The organism is Cellulomonas pakistanensis (genome assembly GCF_016862755.1).
Classification (GTDB): domain Bacteria; phylum Actinomycetota; class Actinomycetes; order Actinomycetales; family Cellulomonadaceae; genus Cellulomonas; species Cellulomonas pakistanensis.
Genome location: NZ_BONO01000032.1, coordinates 1 through 16,627, shown reverse-complemented (window position 1 = coordinate 16,627; position 16,627 = coordinate 1). Strand labels below are relative to the sequence as shown.

The window sequence follows — 16,627 nt, the reverse complement described above, 5'->3', positions numbered from 1 at the left end:
TGCGCAAGAATCGTTGCGAAAGAACTCTTGCGATTGCCCCCGGCCGCGTCAGAGCGAGGTTGCCACCACCACCGCGTTGTCGGTGTAGCGCCCGTCGACGAACGCCCCGCTGCACGTGATGAGCACGAGCCGCGGCGGGCCGTCGACCGCGAACAGGTCGGGCGGAAGGCCGCCCTGCTTCGGGTACGACCGGACCTCCGTCACGGCGTAGCGCACGGTCGACCCGTCGGTGGTGGCCACCTCGACGGTGGTGCCGACGGGGGCCCGCAGCACCTCCGCGAGGGGGCCGGCACCAACCCCCGCCGCGTCCACGTGCGCGGCGAGCACGGTCGAGCCCTGCGGCGCGCCCGGAACCGCCCCGCTCGACCACCAGCCGACGACGCGCGGGTCGGCGGGCACCTCGAGCGCCCCGCCGTCGTCGACGCCGACCGGCACGACGTCGGCGGCGAGGTCGAGGTCGGGGACGGCCAGCCGCGCCGGGGCGGCGACGGCGGATCGCCCGAGGGCCGGGGCGGGCTGGGCCACGGGGGACGCGCCCGGCGCGACGGGTCGCGCGTCGACCGGTGCCGTCGGCTCGCCAGCCGGCGTGGCGGCCGGGGTCGGCGACCCCGCACCCGGCGCGTCCGGCTCGTCGACCACCGGCGCCGCCGCGGCCACCCGCAGCGCCGGCGGCGACGCCAGCACCGCGACCCCGGCGCCCGCGGACAGCACGCCCGCGACCGCGAGCGCCGCGACCGGCGCCCACCGGCGGGCGCGACCGTGGCCCCGGGCGCGCTCGCGCCCGGGGCCACGGTCGAGGTCCGGCAGGGTCACACCCGGCGCCGGCGCAGCACCAGGCCGCCGGCGACGGCCACGGCGAGCACGCCGGTGCCGAGCAGCGCGAGTCCGAGCGCGTCCGAGGACGCCGCGGCCTGCCCGCCGGACCCGGCCGGGACCGAGGTCGGCACGCCGAGCTCCTGTGCCGTCGCGAGCAGCCCGTCGAGGTGCTTCTGCACCACCGGGGCGGCGGCCGCGGCGAGGTCTTTGACCGTCTGCTCGGACCCCTGCGCGAGCTCCTGCTCGCCGGCCGCGAGCGTGGCGCGGTGGCCGGCGATCTGGGCCTCGACCCAGGCCCGGTCGAACGCCTCGCCGGACTGCGCGCTGACCTCGGCGAGCGTCGCCTGCTGCTCGGGCGTCGGCTCGGCGGGGAGCTCGACGCCGAGCTGCTGCGCGACCGGGGTGAGGGCGGCGTCGAGCGCGGTGTGGTCGTCGATCAGCATCTGGCCGTGCATCCGCACGTCCTCGGTGGTCGCCTTCTGGAGGGCGGCCTGGCCCGCGGCGATCTCCGCGAGGTTGCTCTGGTGGGCGGCGACCAGCCAGGTCCGGTCCTGCTCGTTCGGCTGGGCGGCGGCGCTGCCGGCGGCGAGGCCGAGCGCGGCGGTGGTGGCGACGAGTGCCAGGGTGGCGCGGCGGAGCAGTGACGTCATGACGGTCCCCCTCGGATGCCGAGGCCCGACTCTGGACCGCTGCGCTCATCGTGGGTGCGCCCGGGCGGGACCGCATCTGGGCGGCGACCGCCCGACCCGCCGGCCGCCCGGCCCGCCGGCCGCCCGACCGGCTGGCCGCCCGGCCCGCCGACCGCCCGACCCGCCCCCGGGCGCCTCACCCCCGCCCGGCGTACCGCTGCAGGAACAGCGCCTCCGCCGTCGCCAGGTGCTCGATCTCCGCCGGGTCCACGCTCTCGTTCGGCGCGTGGATCAGCGCCTGAGGCTCCTCCACCCCCATCAGCAGGATCTCCGCCTCCGGATACGTCTCCGCGAACACCGTGCACAGCGGGATCGACCCGCCCTGGCCGAGCAGGACCATGTCCCGGCCGAACGCCTCCCGCATCGAGGCGCGCATCGCGTCGTACGCCGGCCCGTCGGTCGCGGCGAGGAACGGCGACCCGGTCGCCTCGGTCTCCACCGTCACGCGGACGCCCCACGGCGCCGCGCCGGTGAGGTGCGCGGTGAGCGCCGCGAGGGCGTCGTCGGGCCGCGTGCCGGGCGGGATGCGCAGGTTGAGCCGGGCCGCGGCGCGCGGCACGATCGCGGCCGTCGACCCCACGACCGGCGGGCAGTCGATCCCGAGCACGGTGAGCGCCGGCCGCGCCCAGAGCATGTCGGCGACCGAGCCGGAGCCGAGCAGCGCGCCCCCGCCCGGGACCTGCGCGTCTGCGCGGAAGGTGTCCGGGTCGTACGGCGCGCCGCGCCAGGTCTGCGACGCGTCGAGCCCCTCGACGGTCGTGTTCCCGTCGGAGTCCCGCAGCGACGCGAGGATCTCGACGAGCGCCGCCAGGGCGTCCGGCGCGGGCCCGCCGAACATGCCGGAGTGCAGCTCGGTCGGCAGCGCCTCGACGCGCACCACCACGTTGACCATCCCGCGCAGGCTGACCGTCACCGCGGGCACCCCGACGGCCGCGTTCCCGGTGTCGCAGACCAGGATCGCGTCGGCCCGCAGCAGGTCGGCGTGCCGGGGCACGAAGTCCTCGAGCCCGCCGGTGCCCTGCTCCTCCGAGCCCTCGACGACCAGGCGTAGCGTGACCGGGACGTCGTCCCCGAGCGCCCGGAGCGCCGCGAGGTGCATGACGATGTTGCCCTTGCAGTCGGCGGCGCCGCGGCCGTACCAGCGTCCGCCCGTCTCGGTCAGCTCGAACGGCGGCGTGCGCCACGCCGCGTCGTCCAGCGGCGGCTGCACGTCGTAGTGCGCGTACAGCAGGACGGTCGGCGCGCCCTCGGGCCCCGGCCGGGAGCCGACGACCGCCTGGCTGCCGTCGGCGGTCGGGTGCAGGCCGACGTCCGCGAACCCGACCTCCCGGAACGCGTCGGCTACCCAGTGGGCGGCCTTCGCGCAGCCCTCGGGCGGGAACTGGCGGGGGTCGGCCACGGAGGGCAGCGCGACCAGGGCGGCGAGGTCGTCGCGCACCCGGGGCATCTGCGCGGCGACGCGCGCGGCGACGTCCACCGGTCAGCCCCCCACCACGTCGGCGGTGCGGAGCTCGTCCAGCTGCGCGCGGACGGCGTCCAGCTCGTCGGGGCAGTACACCTCCATGATCGCGAGCTGCCCCTGCAGCAGCCGGCTGTCGGTGATGACGGGCCGCATGCCGGGGCCGCTCGCCCCGTTCATCAGCATCGAGTGCAGGGTCGCCTGGCGCAGCCCGTGCGCGGGGTCCTGGCAGGCGGCCCCGCCGTCCTCGCCGAGCACCCGGACCACGTTCTCCCGCGACGGCAGCCGCTCGACCCCCGCCTCCTCCAGGACGGCGATGAGCTCGTCCGCCCGGTCCTCCGCCCGGGCCGTCTGCCGCGCCTCGCGGAACGTGAGCAGGGCGACGAGGACCAGCAGGATCAGCAGCCCCGCCGCGACGGCGTACACGACCGTGTTTTTCGGCGTCCGCGTGGTGTCGCCGGCGCTCATCACGCCACCTCCTCGTCGACCGCGTCGGGCTGCCGCCAGGACGGCTTGCGCATCCGGTAGAACAGGAACGGCACGAGCAGGCCGAGCCCGAGCGCCCCGCCGCCGACGATCAGCAGGTAGGTCCAGGTGCTGCCGCCGCCGAACTGCGAGGGCGGGATGAAGCCGACGAGCAGGGCTGCGAGCGACGCCGCGAAGCCCACGCCGCACAGCCCGACCAGCATCGGCGCCCGGTAGCCGCGCGGGTGGTCCGGCTCGAGCCGCCGCAGGCGCACGGCCGCGACGAACATCAGCAGGTACATGATCAGGTACACCTGCGTGGTGATCACCGAGAAGATCCAGTACGCGCTCGACACGTCGGGGATGAGCGCGTAGCCCAGCGCGATGACGGTGGTGACGACGCCCTGGGTGACCAGGATGTTCTGCTGCACGCCGTGCTTGTTCAGCCGCTGCAGGAACGGCGGCAGGTAGCCCTCCTGGCGGGAGATGAGCAGCAGGCCCTTCGACGGACCGGCGAGCCAGGTGAGCATGCCGCCGAGCGAGGCGGCGACGAGCATGATCCCGAGCACCGGCGTGAGCGCCTGCATGCCGAACACCGCGAGCACCCGGTCGAACGCCTGCATGACGCCGGCCGTCAGCGAGAGCTCCTCCGCCGGGACGATCCAGCTGATCACCAGGGCGGGCAGGATGAAGATCACCAGCACCATCGCCATGGCCAGGAACATCGCCCGCGGGAACTCCCGTGCCGGGTTCTTGAGCGACCCCACGTGCACCGCGTTCATCTCCATGCCGGAGTACGACAGGAAGTTGTTGACGATCAGGACCAGGGAGGCGAGCCCGGCCCACGCGGGCAGCAGGTGGTCGGCGTCCATCGGCGCGGCGGACTCGTTGCCCTGCCCGAGGAACACCACGCCCAGCAGCACGAGCAGCGCGCCCGGGATGAGGGTGCCGATGATCAGCCCGCCGGAGGCGAGCCCGGCGACGCCGGAGGTGCCGCGCGACGACACCCACACCCCGGACCAGTAGACGACGACGATCACGCACGCGGTCCACACGCCGCTGGTCGCCAGCGCCGGGTTGATGACGTAGGCGAGCGTGCTGGCGACGAAGCCGAGCAGGCTCGGGTAGTAGAAGATCGTCATCGCGAACTGGCACCAGACGGCCAGGAAGCCCATGGGCTTCGAGATGCCGCGGGACACCCAGTTGAAGATGCCGCCCTTGTAGCCCGAGGCCAGCTCCGCGGACACCAGCGACGTCGGCAGCAGGAACACGATCGCCGGCACGAGGTAGAGGAACACGCAGGCCAGGCCGTACACGGCCATCGTCGGGGCGGCGCGCAGGCTCGCCACCGAGCTCGTCGTCATCATCGCCAGCGCGACCCACGAGATCCACTGGGTCGCCGGGACCGCCGTCCGCCCCGTGGGCGGCCCCTCGGCGGGCGGTGCGTCGACGGGCGCGTTCACGTCCGCGTGCCGCCCGGCGGGAACATCCATCGCGCTCATCGACGCCTCCTCGGATCCGGTCCGGCCCCGCCACGGTGCCGCGCCCGCGCGGGGCCGCACCTCACCTCCGCGGGGTACATCACGACACGACCCGCAGGTCGCGCGGGCTGGTGTTGAGCCGCCGGACGCCGTCGGCCGTGACCGTGACGATGTCCTCGATGCGGACGCCGAACCGGCCGGGCAGGTACACGCCGGGCTCCACCGAGAAGCACATGCCCGGCACCAGCGGCAGCTCCTCGCCCGCGACCACGTACGGCGGCTCGTGCGTCGTCACGCCGATGCCGTGCCCGGTGCGGTGGATGAACCGCTCGCCGTACCCCGCGTCCTCGATCACGGCGCGCGCGGCGCGGTCGACGTCCTGGCACGCGACGCCGGGGCGGACCGCGTCGACCCCCGCCCGCTGGGCCAGCCGGACCACGTCGTGCACCTCGCGGACCTCTGCGGACGGCTCGCCGACGCTGACGGTCCGGCTGGTGTCCGACCCGTAGCCGGCCAGCAGCCCGCCGAAGTCGAGCACCACGCAGTCGCCGTCCCGCATGATCCGGTCGCCGGCCTCGTGGTGCGGGTTCGCGCCGTTCGGCCCCGAGCCGACGACCGTGAAGTCGACCTGCTCGTGCCCGTGCGCGCGCAGCAGCTCGGCGAGGTCGTGCGCGACGTCCGTCTCGCGCCGCCCCGCGAACCGGACGCCGAGGATCTCGGCGTAGGCTGCGTCGGCGGCCGCACCGGCGGCGGCGAGCCGGGCCAGCTCGTCGGCGTCCTTCACCGCGCGGAGCATCGGCAGCCGGTCGGTGACGGCGTGGAACGCGGCGCCGGGCAGCGCCGCCTGCAGGCCCAGCAGGTGCAGCGCCCACGCGCTGTCGGACACGGCGTACCGCGCGCCGTCCCGGAGCAGCGCGGCCGCGGCGGCGTAGGGGTCCGCGCCGTCCGACCAGTCGACCAGCGTGGTCGCGCCGGTCCCGGCGGCCGCCTCGGCGTCGGGGCGCTCGAGCGCCGGCACGACCAGGGTCGGCTCGCGGTCCGCGCCCACCGCCAGGAGGGTCAGGCGCTCGGTGATCGCGGTCGGGCGGTAGCCGGTCAGCCACACGAGGTCCGGGCCGGGGGTCACGAGCACGCCGTCCAGCCCGGCGGTGCGGGCGTCGGCGGCGACCCGCGCCATGCGCGCGGCGTAGTCGTCGCGGGTGAACGGGGCGGGGGCGGCGGTCACGAGGGGGCTCCCGGGGTGCTCGACGCCGGCGGGCGCGGGCGGTCGCCGCGGGCGCGGCGGGGCGGCGCCGTCCCGGCCGGTGCGCCGGGCGCCCCGGTCCTGCCCGGCCCGCCCGACCCGGCCGCCGACGTCGGCAGCGTGTGCAGGTGCGCCGAGGCGGACGCGGCGGCGTCGAGCACGGTGCCCTGGGCCGCGCGGTGCCGCCGGATCGCGACGACCGCCAGCACGATGCCGAGCGCGCTGAGCGCGGCCATCACCCAGGCCGCGGCGGCGAGCCCGGACGCGAGCGCGTCGGACGGCGACGCCCCGGCCGCGGTCCGGTCCGCGCCCACCGACGCGTACACGGTGGCCGCGATGGCCGTCGCCACGGCGGCGCCGACGTACCGGGCCATGTTCGACACGCCCGAGGCGGACCCGACCTGCTCCTCCGGCACGGCGGCGGTCGCCGCCGACGACGACGGCCCGTTCGACAGGCCCATCCCCACGGCGATCGCGACCAGCGGCAGCAGGAACGCCCCGTACCCCCAGCCGGCCTGCACGAACCCGACGACCACGAACCCCGCCGTGGTCAGCAGGAACCCGACGCCGATCACCTGCCGGCCGCCGGCCCGCTTGGTCAGCCGCGGCACCAGCGGCGCGATGAGCACGAGCCCGACGGTCGCCGGCAGCGTCGCGAGCCCCGCCTCCAGCGAGCTGAACCCGAGCGCCGCCGGGTCCTGGAAGTACAGGCTGAGCAGGTACATCAGGCCGTTGATCGTGCCGGCGCCGATGAGGATCGCCAGGGTCGCGCCGACCAGGATCCGGTTCCGCAGCAGCGCGAGGTCGAGCAGCGGCACGGCGACCCGCTTCTCGACGACGACGAACAGCCAGCCGGCGACGACGCTGACCGCGAGGCAGCCGATCGTCGCCGCGGACAGCCAGCCCCAGTCGCCGCTCTTGCTCACGCCGAGGATCAGCGGCGCCAGCGTCAGCGCGACCAGGACGGTGCCGAGGTAGTCGATCGACCGCGGCCGGTCCGGGTCCTTCGACTCGGCGACCGTGACGTAGGTCATGAGCATGCAGACGACCCCGACGCCGGCGTCGATCCAGAACAGCCCCTGCCACCCGGTGAGGTCGACGAGGACGCCGCCCAGCAGCGGTCCCGCCGCGGCGCCGACCGCGGCGGCCGCGCCCCACAGCGACACCGCCCGCAGCTGGTCCTCGCCGTCGCTCGCGACCGACAGCAGGCTCAGCCCGCACGCCAGGATCGTCGACCCGGCGGCGCCCTGGATCAGCCGGCCCACGATCACGCCCGTCCCGTCGGTCGACAGCGCGATCAGCACGCAGGACAGCACGAACAGCAGCAGCCCGAGCTGGAACACCCGCTTGCGGCCGAACACGTCGCCGAGCGACCCGGCCGTGATGATCACGGCCGCCCCCACCAGCGAGTACCCGGTCACCGCCCACTGCAGGGTGTCGACGGACGTCCCGGTGTCGGCGCTGATCGCCGGGAGCAGGATGCTCACCGCCGAGGTGTTGGCGTTGACCACCAGCGTGGACAGGCACGTGGCCGCCAGGACGGCTCCGGCGCCCCTCGCCGTGGTGCGCGCGTCGCTCATGTCCGCCCCCCTCGTGCGCCCTGCCGGGACGTGGCCCCGGTCCGCCCGGCTGGCTCGACGGTAGGCCGCGGGACCCCTCGTGCCGATCACCCCGCGGGGGTGAGCGATGTCCCGGGCGTCGTCGACATCCTGGTCAGGTGGCCGAACCGGGGCGTCGCGGCATCGCGCGGGCGCGGTCCGCCCTGGTCGGGCTGCTGTCCCGCCCGGCCGTCGAGGCGCCCCGCGTGGCCGAGCAGCCGCCCGAGGCCGTCCTCGACCTGCTGCGCCGGCTGGGCGTCGCGATGCAGCGGGCGGGTGATGCCGCCGACCGGGTCGCGCTGATCCTCGACGACGTCGCGTCGGTGTACGGGGCGGCGGGGGTGCGGTTCTTCGTGCTGCCGACGGGCGTGTTCGTCCGGATCGAGACCGGCGACGCCACCCGGGTCGACTTCGCGCCGGCGCCGAACGCGGCGCTGCGGCTGGACCAGGTCGACGCGCTCTACCGGCTGATCGACGACATCCGGCACGCGCGGCTGGCGGTCGCGGACGCCGTGGCGCGGCTGCGCGCGCTGCTGGCCGCGCGGCCGCGGCTGCCGTCCTGGCTGCGGGTGGTCGGGACGAGCGTCATGGTGCTCGGCCTGGGCCTGCTGCTGAACCCCACGGCCGCGGCGCTCCCGGCGTACGTGGTCCTCGGCCTGCTGGTCGGGGTGCTGACGCTCTGGGGCGAGCGGTCGCACGCGATCGCGGTCGTGCTGCCGATGCTGACGGCGGCCCTGGTGACGTGGCTGGTGTTCCGGCTGTCGGAGCCCGTCGTGGGGTCGGCACCGCTCGACATCGTGATCCCGACCCTGGTGACGCTGCTGCCCGGCGCCGCGCTGACGATGGCGACGATCGAGCTGGCGTCGGGGTCGATGCTGTCGGGCTCGGCGCGGCTGGTCTACGGGCTCGAGCGGCTGCTGCTGCTGACGTTCGGCATCGCGCTCGGCGTGGAGTTCGCCGGGCCGCCGGGTCCGCCCCCGCCCGCGGAGCCGCTGGGGCCGTGGGCGCCGTGGGTGGGCGTGGCGGTGTTCGGGATCGGGGTGCTCCTGTCCTCCGCGGTGCCCTGGCGCGCGCTGCCCTGGCTGCTCGTGGTCCTCGGCGTCGCGTACGGCGTGCAGGCCGGGGCCGGCCTGGTGCTGAACCCGCTGGGCGCGTCGTTCGCCGCCGGGGCGGTCGTGCTGCCGGTGGCGTACGCCATCCAGCAGCGCCCGAGCGGGCCCCCGGTGCCGGTGACGTTCCTGCCGGCGTTCTGGTTGCTCGTGCCCGGGGCGCTCGGTCTCGAGGGCGTGACCGAGATCGTCGGGGCGGACGCCGCCGCGGGGCTCGGGGACTTCCTGAACGCGCTGCTGACGATCGTGGCGATCGCCGCGGGCGTGCTCGTGGGGAGCGGGATCTCGGAGCGGGTCGGGCGGGCGACCGGCGGGTGGCGGGGGCTGTAGCGGGCGGGCGGGCACCCGGTGCGCCGACGACGGCCCCGGGCACGCCTCACCGCGGCGAGTACGCGGTGTACCTGGGACGGAGACGGGTACGTCCCGGTCGTGCGTCCACCGGGTACACCCGAGCGGAGGGCCCGAGCGCCTACCCCGCGGGACGCCGCGGGCACGCGTGCGCGGCACGCGTGCCGACGCCGACGAGCAGGAGGCCGAGCCCGAGGAGCAGCACGGGTCCGGCCGCGGCGCCGGTGCGGGCCAGCTCGGCGCCGCGCGCGGGTCCCGCGGCCGCGGCCACCGGCACGGCACCGGCCGGTGCGGCCGACCGGCGGACGCCGCCGCCGGTGCACGCGACACGTCGGGCGAGCATCCGCTGGACGCTCGCTCGACGTGTCGGTTGCCCGCTCGCGGGCGCGGGGTGCGGCGACGGAGCCCCGCCGCCGCACCCCGCGCCCGTTCTCGGAGGTCAGTCCTCCTGGGCCTCGGTCGTCGCCCGGCGCCGCAGCGCCACGCCGCCCGCGCCGAGCGCCAGCAGGGCGAGCGCCGCCGCGACGGCGGCCGACACCTGGGCGCCGGTCGTCGCGAGCGCGCCGCGGCCGCCCGCGGCGGTGCTGCCCGAGCCCGAGCCGGTGCCGCCCGTACCCGCGGCCGCACCCGCACCCGCACCCGCGCCGCCGCCGGCGCCCGTCCCGCCGCCGGTGCCGCCACCCGTGCCGCCGTCGACCGGCGGGTCGACCGGGTCGGGAGCCGGCGCCGCGGCGAGCGAGAACGCCACGCCGAGCGGCGCGGACGTGCGCGCGCCGAGGGCCTGCACGACGGACCCGGCGTAGTCGCCCGCGGGCAGGGCCCCGGCGTAGGCCAGGGTCCACCGGCCGTCGGTGCCGACCACGGTCTCGCCCGCGAGCGACGCCGGGGCGGCGGCCGCGGCCAGCGCGGCCGTCCGGACCTCGGCGCCGGTCGCGCCGGCGGCGGCACCCGCCACGGCACCCTCCACCGTCTGAGTCGCCGCGCCGTCCGCCACGCGCACCACGGCGCCCGGGAACCCGGTGCCGGACAGCGCGGTGACCTGCGTGCCGGCCGGCAGCGCGCCGGCGGGCGCGTCGACCGTCAGGCCGGTGAGGTCGGCGCGCTGCGTCAGCCACTCCGACGGCCCGGTCGGCCGGTCGATGACGCGGGTCTCGCCGATGCAGCCGTTCCAGCCGTTGCGGGCGGCGCCGTCGACCCAGTCGGAGCCGAGCAGCCAGGGCATGTCCGCCTGGATCGAGTGGCCGAGCGTGTCGGTGGCGTTGCGCAGCACCGGGGCGCCGTCGATGTACATCGTGGTGGTGGACGTCGCCGGGTCGTTGACGAGCGCGACGTGCGACCAGCTGTCGACCATGATCTCGCCGGACCACGCGGTGCGGTCGCCCTTGGTCGTGATCGCGGGGACCTCGGTGTACTGGAACTCGCGCAGGTTGGAGATGCCGAGCGCGACCGGGGACGCGGTGTAGTCCCACTGCGACCACGGCATGCCCGGGAGCTGCGAGCGGTCGCCGGAGCGGACGACGGCCTTGGACCAGCCGTTGGCGTCGGCGGTCCAGGACGGGTCGAGCTGGAGGAACGTCTCGATCGTGTAGCCCTCGGGGAACGTCTCGGCGTTCGCCGGCGCGTCGGCGGCGGTCGTCAGGTAGCTGAACCGCGCCGCGGAGGAGTTGGCGAAGCACACCGCCGCGCCGTCGGACGAGTAGCCGTGCACGTCGTCGCGGACGACCGTCACGTCGCCGGGCTGGGCCTCGGCGGAGCCGGACGCGGCGATGGTCGCGCGGGTCAGGTCGTTGTCCCCGGCGACGTCGGGGATGGTGCCGCCCTCGGGCAGGACGCCCGCGGGGAGCTCGTTCATGCGCCAGTGCGCGACGGTGCCCTCGGCCTCGGGGAAGTCGAGCGCGTTGCCCGGCGCCTCCGTGGTGACCGGGTCGGGGCCGACGAAGCCGTCGAGCAGCACGTCCCGCGCCTTCTGGGTCAGGGACGGCCAGACGCCGGCGCCGGGGCCGAAGTCCGGGTCGAAGCCGGCGAACCGCGCCGAGAAGTCGAGGTCGAGCGTGAACTGCTGGTTCGGACCCTCGAGGAACGGCTGGTCGTAGCTGGTCAGCGTCTCCTGCGGCTTGGCCGTGACCCACGGCGACGCGGTCTGCATCGTCAGCGTGTCGTGCGCGAGGTCGAACTCGACCAGGCCGAGGTAGCCGTTCCCGCCCTCGTAGGCCATCTGGTAGTCGATCAGCACGTTGGTGACCGAGTGCCCGAAGTCGTTCGTGCGGGTCTGCTGGGTCGCGCCGTGGAAGTGGCCGTTGAACGTGAGGAAGATCTGGTCGCTGCCCCTGATCAGCTTGTTCCAGAGCTCCTCGCCGTACTCGGTGTCCCGGGGCGAGGTCTGGTCGGCGTCGATGTTGAGCAGCGAGTGCGTCGTCAGGATGACCGGCACGTCGGGGTGCGCGGCCATCGCGTCCTTGGCCCACTGCATCGTCTGGTCCGACACCCGCCACGCGAGCGCGAGCACCATGAACTCCTGGCCCTCGGCCTCGAACACGTGGTACTGGCTCATCCCGGTCGGGTCGCTGCCGCCGTAGGTCGCCTGGGTCGCCGCGCGCGCCGGGCCGAAGTACTGCAGGAACGGCTCGTTCGCGAGGTCGTAGTCGGTGTCGTCGAGCTGGTCGTCCGAGTTCCGCACGTCGTGGTTGCCCGGGAGGATCGAGTAGGGCAGCCCGCCCTCCTCGAGCGTGCGCATCGCCGCGTCCGCCGCCTCCCACTCCCGGGTCTGCCCGACGCGGTCGACGACGTCGCCGAGGTGCGTGACGAACGGGATGTTGAGCTCGTCGGCGTGCTCGACCAGGAACCGGGTCTGCTCGCGGAACGGGTCGGTGCCGTAGCGGGGGAGGAACTGGTCCGCCGAGTAGCGCGAGTAGAACTGCGTGTCCGGCAGCACGGCGAGCGTGAAGCGCGAGCCGGGCTCGTCGGACGCGGCGGCCGGTAGGACGGGCGCCGCGGGGGCGGGCCCGGCGGCGGTCGCGGCCAGCGGCGCCGCCGCGAGCAGGGTGCCGGCCAGGGCCGTGGCGGCGACGGCCGCGAGGGCGCGGGCGGGGGCGCGCCGCGACGCGCGCGGGGGCGTCGGGGCAGGGTGAGGTCGCACGGGAGCGTCTCCGGTGGGGTGGTGGTCATGCGCCGGGTTCGGGCGCGCCGCACCACCCTGGCCAGCGGTTCTGAACACCGCGTGACGTCGCGTGGGCCCGTGCGTGACCCGCGGGTGAAAGCGGCTGCTGGGTACAGGCTGTGCGTCGCCGGAGCAGCCCGCAGCCGCGAGCCGACGCCGCCGAGGGCGTCAGCCCGCCGGCGTCGCCCCCGCGTCCTCGCCGCCGGCCCCGGCCGTCATCCGCGCGGCCCGCACCGCGCGCCGCCGGTCGACCACGACGACCACCCCGAGCACCGCCACCGCGAGCGCGAACCCGGCCGTGACGTCCGTGAGGAAGTGGTACCCGAGGTACAGCCGGCTGCCGGCGACGAGCGCGATCCCCGCGAGCGTCCCGAGCGCCCACAGCACCAGCGACCGCACGTGCGGGCTGCGGATCCAGATCAGGTAGCCGGCGGTGAGCAGGAAGGTCGCGGTCCCGACGGTGTGCCCGGACGGGAAGGAGTACGTGGTCTCGGACCCGGGCACCGTCATGGTGTCGAGCGGCGGCCGCGGGCGCGCGATCGCCGACTTCAGCACCACGGACACCAGCGTGGACAGGATCATCGCGCCGGCGAGCAGCGCGGGCTGCCACCAGGATTTCGTGACCACGCCCCACACCACGCAGGCGACGACCACGACCGCCGGCAGCACGCTCGGCCCGGTCACCGCGGACACCGCCTCCAGGAACGCCGTCATCGCGGGGCCGCGCGCCGCGACCAGCCAGTCGAGCACCGGGGTGTCCACCTCGGCCAGGTCGTCGCCCTCCTGCACGGCGTCGTGCACGACCAGGAGGACGGTGACCCCGAGGACGATCAGCAGGGCGCCGATGACGACCGCGGCGCGGGAGCTCGGGTCGCGGAGGTCCGAGCGGCGGGCCCAGACGGCGCGCGCGGTCCGCGTCGCGGTGGGGACGACCTGCCGGTACCAGGGCTCGCGGGGCATCGGGTGATCGTCGCAGGGGTGCGCGTCCCCCGCGCGGCGGAGCGTCCCGGGGTCGACGTCCCCGTGCCGACGCCCGGCCGCGATAGGCTGCACGCGTCCGCAGCGCCCCGACCCGGGCCGCCCGCGGACGACACGGCGCCGGTCGGACGTCCACGGTCTCCCACCGGTCCCGTGCGCCTGTAGCTCAGTGGATAGAGCACCGCTCTCCTAAAGCGGGTGTCGGCAGTTCGAATCTGCCCAGGCGCACTCAGTGTTGGTGCACTTCAGGCTGGGTTTGGTTCGTCGCTGCGGATCGTCTCGCTGACGCTCGGACCTGGGTCGGTGAGCACATAGTGAGCGGCGCTCGCATCGAACGCATCGGACATGGTTGCCCCTAGCGAGTCGAGGTCCGACTCGAACAGCCCCGCGTAGGTGTCCAGGGTCAGCTTGGCGCTCTCGTGGCCCAGCATCAGCTGCACGGCCTTCACGGTGGCGCCGTTGGCTACAGCGAGGGAAGCGGCGGTGTGACGAAGATCGTGGAACGTCAGGGAGGCGAAGTCCTCAGCCCCGGGCGCAAGCGTCATGCGCGTGAGCGTGGCTAGTTGCCTCGTGCGGCTCACCTTCTCGCCCTGGGTCATCCCGGCTCTGCACTGACGGTCCTCCGTTGCGAGGTGCGCCCACGTTTCGGGGTCGCACACGCCCGTCGGGCTGATGCCGCCCCGGGCTTGCAGCTCGATAACTGACAGGCGAGTGCGTTCGTCGTAGACCCCTGTTACCGACGCCTCGGGGAGCCCGAGGGCTCGCTGAAGGGCGGTCACAGCACCACCAGCTGCACGCACGGCTGGCTGGAAGGTGCTTCGGGTAAACGACTCGCGTCGGAGTGGCTCTCCCGTGCGGCTGGTGAAGAGCAGCTCGGACTTCCTCTTCCCCGCGAGTAGCGGCTGCAGGCGAGCGCGTAGCGTTCCTCCGATGGGCACCTCCCGCCGAGCGTGCGTCTTGGTGTCGCCAAGCACGAGCGCACCGCTGTCCAACCTGGTGTACGCGCGGCGAACCGACACCCGCCCCCGCTGCAGGTCGACGTCCTCCACCAAGAGCGCAGATAGCTCGCCCCAGCGCAACCCCGTGAGGCCGGTCAAGAGGATGAGCGCGCTCCCTTCCCCGGCTCCGGCAGCGTCGACCAGACGCCGGAGCTGCTCGTTGGAGAGGTAGCGGTGTTCCTTCGATCTGGAAGCGCGGGGGAGGTAAGGAACCTTGCCCGACGGCGTGCGAGCGGGGTTATGGCGAAGACGTCGAGAATCGACGGCCCCGTCGAGGATCTGGACGAGCAGGCGCACGGCGTCACGTCGTCGGGCCTGTGAAGCGACGTCACCCGTGCGCTTGCTGCGCATGGTGGCGGCCCATGTCGCGATGTCGCTGTAGTCGAGCCGCCGCAGGATCGTGGAGCCGAAAGCCGGCGCGATCAAGGAGGCATATCGCTCGGTCTCGGCCTCGGTGGTTCGTGGAGCGCGTCCGGATCGAGCGCCCTGCCACAGTCTGAACCACTCGTCAACGGTCACCCTCGCCAAGCTGGGGTCGACCCACTCGGACGACTTGCCTGCCCGCTCCTGGGCTTCGGCTTCCGCAAGTGCGTCTCGCTTCACCTTGAAGGTGCGCGTGCTCTTGAGTCGGCCGTCAATGCGGTAGCGCCCGACGTAGCGCAGCTCAACCTTGCCGCCGGCGCCTGCCCGCTTCCGCTGTTCCACGTATGCCACGTGAGCACTGTAGCGGGTGTCGCTGGTTTGCGGTGCGTTAGGCCGAACGGGTGAACCTCGACGAATCAATTCGGTGTGGTTGCCCGGGATGATCCGCACGACGTACGGTCTGCAACCGAGAACCGCTGACACCTCCAGCTACTGGAGGTCGAGGCTTGGTGACTGGCGTATGCCAGAGACCGCTGCACGGAGCCGACCTCGCGTGCAGGGGAGCCGACCCAGGGTCACGACGCAGCGAGGAGCGCCACGGCGCTCGGTAGCAGACGCACCCGGCGCGACGGGATTCCGCATCGTGATCGACGAGCGCCTCGACGCGCTCGTCCGGCCCCTGGAGTGATCCATGTCGTCTTCGTTGTATGACCGCGCGCCGAAGGCGCTGTCCCCGTCGCCCGAGCGGTGGGTCGATATCCACCGTGCTGCTGAGCACCTGAGTGTGACTACCCGCTGGCTGTACGCGGAGGGTGATCGTGCTGGGGTGCCGTGTGCGCGCGTCGGCCGCGCGCGGCGTTACCTGCTGAGCCACCTCACCGCCTTCATGATTGAGCGGGAGGGCGCGGCGTGAGCGCCAATCCGCAGCCGCGTCCGTCGGCTACGACTCTGCCCGAGACGATCGAGCAGGCCCGCACCTGGGAGCGCGTGAAGAACCACGCGCTCGCCTTCGGGATCTGCCACGCGTGCGCCGCCCAGCTGGCGTGGGGACACCAGCTCGGGTTCGCCGAGACCACCCGGCCGCCCTGCGACTCTTGTCTTGCGGTGGTGGCTCAGCTCCCGCTGCAGAAGCTCAACGGATGGCGCTCAGTCTCGGGCAGAGCTGTTCGTGCTAGCGCGTGGAGGATCAATCCGTCTGGCGAGGACCCCAGCGAGTACCCGCGCCCGGACAGCGCGGACGTCCGGGGTCCGCAGCCGAGCCCGAGGGCTGGCGCGTGAGCGCCCGCTCGCCGGTCGGGCGCGAGGCGTGGCTCGCAGCGTGGCATGTCGCGCCGCATGGACATCAGACTCCGGCCGAGCAAGCGTCGATCATCGCGCTCGCGCTCTACGCGGACCCGGCCACGGGTCAGTGGATTTGGCCGTCACAGGCAACGATCGCCGCGCAGACCGGATTGAGTGTCTCGACCGTCGGGAGGGCCATCCGCCAGGCAGTGCGCGACGGCTGGTTCATCGAGGTGTTGTCTGGCCGGGGCCGTTGTTCTACGTCGCACTACCGACTCGCCAGTCCCAGTGCGTCTTTGGCCGACGTGCAGGACTCAGTCCGATCGGCGGCTGCGGAGGCATCCGCGGTCCAGCTGATGCCGGACAACTTCCAGGATCGGACGCGCTCGATCGTGTAGCTGTGGCCCGAGCGCGTCGTCGTCCGACGCCAGCGTGGTCAAGCAGATTCGAGCGCCGGCCGACGTAAACACGTCACCTGTGCCATATGACGTAGGTGTAGAACTCTGGCTTAGAGCCTGCTCCCAGTCTCTACGCATGGGGCCCTACGGGCCCATAGAGCTCTGTACCAGAACACCAGAGCAACGTTTCGCAGCCCCTACTGCCCTGTGGGGCTTGGGGTTGTTGCTGGGGCCCTGCGGGCCC

General features: G+C 74.4%; 13 protein-coding genes and 1 tRNA gene. 3 read left to right on the top strand and 11 right to left on the bottom strand.

What is annotated here, in order from left to right; all coding sequences use genetic code 11:
* Positions 1–48: 48 nt before the first annotated feature.
* The 7 genes from Cpa01nite_RS16850 to Cpa01nite_RS16820 all read right to left on the bottom strand — a co-directional run bounded on the left by Cpa01nite_RS16850 (position 49) and on the right by Cpa01nite_RS16820 (position 7,733).
* On the bottom strand, positions 49–813 hold the full coding sequence (locus Cpa01nite_RS16850) for a class F sortase (RefSeq protein WP_203670022.1): 765 nt from the start codon (positions 811–813) through the stop codon (positions 49–51).
* Complete coding sequence (locus Cpa01nite_RS16845; protein WP_203670021.1) at positions 810–1,466, bottom strand: DUF4142 domain-containing protein; 657 nt, start codon at positions 1,464–1,466, stop codon at positions 810–812. The genes Cpa01nite_RS16850 and Cpa01nite_RS16845 overlap by 4 nt, the downstream gene beginning before the upstream one ends.
* 175 nt (positions 1,467–1,641) lie before the next feature.
* Positions 1,642–2,982 (bottom strand): dipeptidase, encoded by a 1,341-nt coding sequence (locus tag Cpa01nite_RS16840; protein WP_203670020.1) that lies wholly within the window; start codon positions 2,980–2,982, stop codon positions 1,642–1,644.
* Between the two features lie 3 nt (positions 2,983–2,985).
* On the bottom strand, positions 2,986–3,432 hold the full coding sequence (locus tag Cpa01nite_RS16835) for a hypothetical protein (RefSeq protein WP_203670019.1): 447 nt from the start codon (positions 3,430–3,432) through the stop codon (positions 2,986–2,988).
* Positions 3,432–4,931, bottom strand: coding sequence for a glutamate/gamma-aminobutyrate antiporter GadC (gene gadC / locus Cpa01nite_RS16830; protein WP_239068873.1), 1,500 nt, complete (start codon positions 4,929–4,931; stop codon positions 3,432–3,434). Before gadC ends, Cpa01nite_RS16835 begins: the two co-directional genes overlap by 1 nt.
* A gap of 79 nt (positions 4,932–5,010) precedes the next feature.
* Positions 5,011–6,087 (bottom strand): aminopeptidase P family protein, encoded by a 1,077-nt coding sequence (locus tag Cpa01nite_RS16825; protein ID WP_203670054.1) that lies wholly within the window; start codon positions 6,085–6,087, stop codon positions 5,011–5,013.
* Between the two features lie 44 nt (positions 6,088–6,131).
* Complete coding sequence (locus Cpa01nite_RS16820; protein ID WP_203670018.1) at positions 6,132–7,733, bottom strand: MFS transporter; 1,602 nt, start codon at positions 7,731–7,733, stop codon at positions 6,132–6,134.
* 137 nt (positions 7,734–7,870) lie between these two features.
* Here Cpa01nite_RS16820 and Cpa01nite_RS16815 point away from each other — a divergent pair, with 137 nt between their 5' ends.
* Positions 7,871–9,190 (top strand): threonine/serine exporter family protein, encoded by a 1,320-nt coding sequence (locus Cpa01nite_RS16815; RefSeq protein WP_239068872.1) that lies wholly within the window; start codon positions 7,871–7,873, stop codon positions 9,188–9,190.
* 139 nt (positions 9,191–9,329) lie between these two features.
* Here Cpa01nite_RS16815 and Cpa01nite_RS16810 read toward each other — a convergent pair whose 3' ends face one another.
* The 3 genes from Cpa01nite_RS16810 to Cpa01nite_RS16800 form a co-directional block, all read right to left on the bottom strand.
* Positions 9,330–9,551 (bottom strand): hypothetical protein, encoded by a 222-nt coding sequence (locus Cpa01nite_RS16810; RefSeq protein WP_203670017.1) that lies wholly within the window; start codon positions 9,549–9,551, stop codon positions 9,330–9,332.
* A gap of 96 nt (positions 9,552–9,647) precedes the next feature.
* Entirely contained in the window at positions 9,648–12,344 is a 2,697-nt protein-coding gene (locus tag Cpa01nite_RS16805; protein ID WP_203670016.1) for a metallophosphoesterase, read from the bottom strand.
* Positions 12,345–12,533: 189 nt separating this feature from the next.
* Positions 12,534–13,325 carry a phosphatase PAP2 family protein gene (locus Cpa01nite_RS16800; protein ID WP_203670015.1) on the bottom strand — a complete coding sequence of 264 codons (792 nt, stop codon included), beginning with the start codon at positions 13,323–13,325 and terminating at the stop codon, positions 12,534–12,536.
* 173 nt (positions 13,326–13,498) lie between these two features.
* On the opposite strand from Cpa01nite_RS16800, the gene Cpa01nite_RS16795 reads away from it, so the two are divergent.
* Positions 13,499–13,571, top strand: a tRNA-Arg gene (locus tag Cpa01nite_RS16795).
* A gap of 17 nt (positions 13,572–13,588) precedes the next feature.
* On the opposite strand, the gene Cpa01nite_RS16790 is transcribed toward Cpa01nite_RS16795, so the two are convergent.
* Complete coding sequence (locus Cpa01nite_RS16790) at positions 13,589–15,055, bottom strand: site-specific integrase (protein WP_203670014.1); 1,467 nt, start codon at positions 15,053–15,055, stop codon at positions 13,589–13,591.
* Between the two features lie 923 nt (positions 15,056–15,978).
* Here Cpa01nite_RS16790 and Cpa01nite_RS16785 point away from each other — a divergent pair.
* Entirely contained in the window at positions 15,979–16,383 is a 405-nt protein-coding gene (locus Cpa01nite_RS16785) for a helix-turn-helix domain-containing protein (RefSeq protein WP_203670013.1), read from the top strand.
* The last annotated feature ends 244 nt before the right edge of the window (positions 16,384–16,627 follow it).

Excerpts from the sequence above, each read along its gene's own strand:
- Cpa01nite_RS16810 (WP_203670017.1), bottom strand. The coding sequence starts at position 9,551 with ATGCTCGCCCGACGTGTCGCGTGCACCGGCGGCGGCGTCCGCCGGTCG.
- Cpa01nite_RS16825 (WP_203670054.1), bottom strand. The coding sequence starts at position 6,087 with ATGGCGCGGGTCGCCGCCGACGCCCGCACCGCCGGGCTGGACGGCGTG.
- Cpa01nite_RS16800 (WP_203670015.1), bottom strand. The coding sequence starts at position 13,325 with ATGCCCCGCGAGCCCTGGTACCGGCAGGTCGTCCCCACCGCGACGCGG.
- Cpa01nite_RS16845 (WP_203670021.1), bottom strand. The coding sequence starts at position 1,466 with ATGACGTCACTGCTCCGCCGCGCCACCCTGGCACTCGTCGCCACCACC.
- Cpa01nite_RS16835 (WP_203670019.1), bottom strand. The coding sequence starts at position 3,432 with ATGAGCGCCGGCGACACCACGCGGACGCCGAAAAACACGGTCGTGTAC.
- gadC (WP_239068873.1), bottom strand. The coding sequence starts at position 4,931 with ATGAGCGCGATGGATGTTCCCGCCGGGCGGCACGCGGACGTGAACGCG.
- Cpa01nite_RS16820 (WP_203670018.1), bottom strand. The coding sequence starts at position 7,733 with ATGAGCGACGCGCGCACCACGGCGAGGGGCGCCGGAGCCGTCCTGGCG.